This window comes from Roseateles sp. (genome assembly GCF_031397715.1).
Taxonomy (GTDB): Bacteria; Pseudomonadota; Gammaproteobacteria; order Burkholderiales; family Burkholderiaceae_C; genus Paucibacter_A.
The window spans coordinates 1-2,964 of the sequence record NZ_JANNMI010000421.1 but is presented as its reverse complement, the minus strand read 5'-3'; the positions used below and the strand labels follow the sequence as shown (position 1 = coordinate 2,964).

At 62.7% G+C, this 2,964-nt stretch carries 2 protein-coding genes and 1 pseudogene; all 3 read left to right on the top strand.

Annotated elements, in window-relative coordinates; genetic code table 11:
• A partial coding sequence (locus RMO57_RS18500; RefSeq protein ID WP_310389160.1) for an MFS transporter occupies nt 1-934 on the top strand: 934 nt, incomplete at its 5' end.
• Nucleotides 935-978: 44 nt separating this feature from the next.
• Nucleotides 979-2,595, top strand: coding sequence for an MFS transporter (locus RMO57_RS18495; RefSeq protein WP_310389158.1), 1,617 nt, complete (start codon nt 979-981; stop codon nt 2,593-2,595).
• A 58-nt stretch (nt 2,596-2,653) separates the two neighbouring features.
• Nucleotides 2,654-2,964 (top strand): annotated as a pseudogene (locus tag RMO57_RS18490) (nitrate/nitrite transporter); the annotation flags it as partial.

Here is a 2,964-nt window from a genome sequence, read left to right as displayed (position 1 = left end):
CGTCGGCCTGGCCGGCGGCTCCTTCTCGGTCGGCACGCCCTATGTGGCGCGCTGGTTCCCGAAGAACCGCCAGGGCTTCGCGATGGGTGTGTTCGGCGCCGGCAACTCCGGTGCGGCGGTCAACAAGTTCGTTGCGCCCGGCCTGGTGGTGGCGTTTGGGTGGACCATGGTGCCGCATGTCTATGCCGCCGTGCTGCTGGGTACTGCCATCCTGTTCTGGTTCTTCAGCTACTCGGACGACAAGCATCTGGTCGTCAGCAACGCCAGCTTTGCGAGCCAGCTGAAGGCCTTGAAGGACCCCAAGGTCTTGAAATACTGCCAGTACTACTCCATCGTTTTTGGCGGTTATGTGGCCTTGAGCCTGTGGATGGTGCAGTACTACGTCGGTGAATACGGGCTCGACATCCGCGTCGCCGCCTTGCTGGCCGCCTGCTTCTCGTTGCCCGGCGGCGTGTTGCGTGCGGTCGGCGGCTGGATGTCGGACAAACACGGCGCGCACAACGTGACCTGGTGGGTGCTATGGGTCAGTTGGATCTGTCTGTTCATCTTGTCCTACCCGCAGACCGACTTCACCGTCATGACCGTGGGCGGCCCCAAGACCTTCCACATCGGGCTCAATGTCTATGCCTTCACCGGCCTGATGTTCACGCTGGGCATCGCCTGGGCCTTCGGCAAGGCCAGCGTCTTCAAGTACATCAGCGATGACTACGGCGCCAATATCGGCACCATCTCGGGCATCGTCGGCCTGGCCGGTGGCCTCGGCGGCTTCGTGCTGCCCATCATGTTCGGTGCCTTGATGGACCTGACCGGCGTGCGCTCCAGCGCCTTCATGCTGATGTACGGCGTGGTCTGGGTGTCGCTCATCTGGATGTATTGGACCGAAGTGCGCAAGACCGAAATGATGGGCAGCAATGCGCCTGCATCACCAATCTAGCGCCCATCTAGCGCCCATCTAGCTCAACTAAGAAAGACAAAATCATGAGTCAATCCAACGACGTCGCCGACTGGCGCCCTGAGGACGAAAAGTTCTGGGAGTCCACCGGCAAAAAGATCGCTTACCGCAACCTCTGGATCTCGATCCCCGCGCTGCTCTGCGGCTTCGCGGTCTGGGGCATGTGGGGCATCATCACGGTGCAGATGCTGAATCTGGGCTTTCCCTTCAGCAAGGATGAGTTGTTCACGCTGACCGCGATTGCCGGCATCTCGGGCGCCACCATGCGCATCCCGGCGTCCTTTTTGATCCGCATGGCGGGCGGGCGCAACACGATCTTTTTGACCACGGCGATGCTGTTGGCTCCGGCCATCGGTACCGGCGTGGCGCTGCAGCATCCCGAGTGGCCGCTGTGGGTGTTCCAGCTGATGGCGCTGTGGTCGGGCGTCGGCGGCGGCAACTTCGCCTCGTCGATGTCCAACATCAGCCCCTTCTTCCCCAAGCGCTTGCAGGGCACGGCGCTGGGTCTGAACGCCGGTCTGGGTAACTTCGGCGTCACGACGATGCAGATCGTGATCCCGCTGGTGATGACGGTCGGCCTGTTCGGTGCCTTTGGCGGCGAGTCGCGGCCCTTGATCAAGGACAGCGGCTGGATTCTCGGCAAGATTGTGGCCGGCACACCCACCTGGATTCAGAACGCCGGTTTCGCCTGGGTGCTGTCCTTGGTGCCGCTGTCGATTCTGTGCTGGTTCGGCATGAGCAATCTGAAGACGGTGTCACCCGATACCGGCTCGCCGATGGTGGCCTTCGGCAAGATCATCTATCTGTATTCGCTCGCCTTCGTGCCCTCGATCGTGATGCTCTATCTCTACCTGCCGGCGCCGACGGGCTTGGGCCTGCTGAATATGTGGGTGGCGATTCCGCTCGACATCATTGCCGCGCTGCTGGTGATGAAGCTGGCCGCCTTCGGCACGATGAAGGAAGGCGTTACCAAGCAATTTGCGATCTTCAAGAACAAACACACCTGGGCGATGACGGCGCTCTACGTCGTCACCTTCGGTAGCTTCATCGGCTTCTCGATGGCCTTGCCGCTGGCCATCACGGTGATCTTCGGTTTTGTGCACGCGCCCGATGCCGCCGGGGTGATGCAGCACGCGCTGAAGAATCCTAATGCGCCTTCCGCACTGACCTATGCCTGGATCGGCCCCTTCGTCGGCGCGGCAATACGGCCCATCGGCGGCTGGATCGCGGACAAGGTGGGGGGCTCTATCGTCACGCAGGTGATCTCGGCGGTGATGGTGTTTGCCTCCGCCGCGGTCGGCTACGTGATGATGTTGGCTTACCAGTCGGCCACACCGGAGCAGTACTTCGGCCTCTTTATGGGTCTGTTCGTCTTGTTGTTCGCGGCTACGGGTGTGGGCAACGGCTCGACCTTCCGCAGCGTCGGCTTCATCTTCGACAAGACCCAAGCCGGCCCGGTGCTGGGCTGGACCTCGGCCGTCGCCGCTTACGGCGCCTTCATTGCACCGGTGCTGATTGGCCAGCAGATCAAGGCCGGCACGCCGCAGCTGGCGATGTACGGTTTCGCGATCTTCTATGCCGTGTGCCTGGTGCTGAACTGGTGGTTCTACCTGCGCGGCAACGCCTATGTGAAGAACCCCTGATCGCGGCGCCGGACTTGACACCGCAAGCACCTGAATCAGCAACGCCACCGTGACCGCCATGTCCGTCATCGCGCGCTGGACCCCCGAGGATGACGGGTTCTGGCGCGGCAGCGGCCGCAGCGTGGCCCGGCGCAACCTGTGGTTGTCGATCCCGGCGCTGGCGCTGGCCTTTGCGGTGTGGATGTTGTGGTCGGCCGTCGTCGTGCACCTGCCGGCAGCAGGCTTTCACTACTCCACCAACCAGCTGTTCTGGCTGACCGCCCTGCCGGCGCTCAGCGGCGCCACGCTGCGCATGTTCTATGCGTTTGCCGTGCCTGTCGTTGGCGGTCGCCGCTTCACCACGCTGGCCACCGCCAGCCTGCTGCTGCC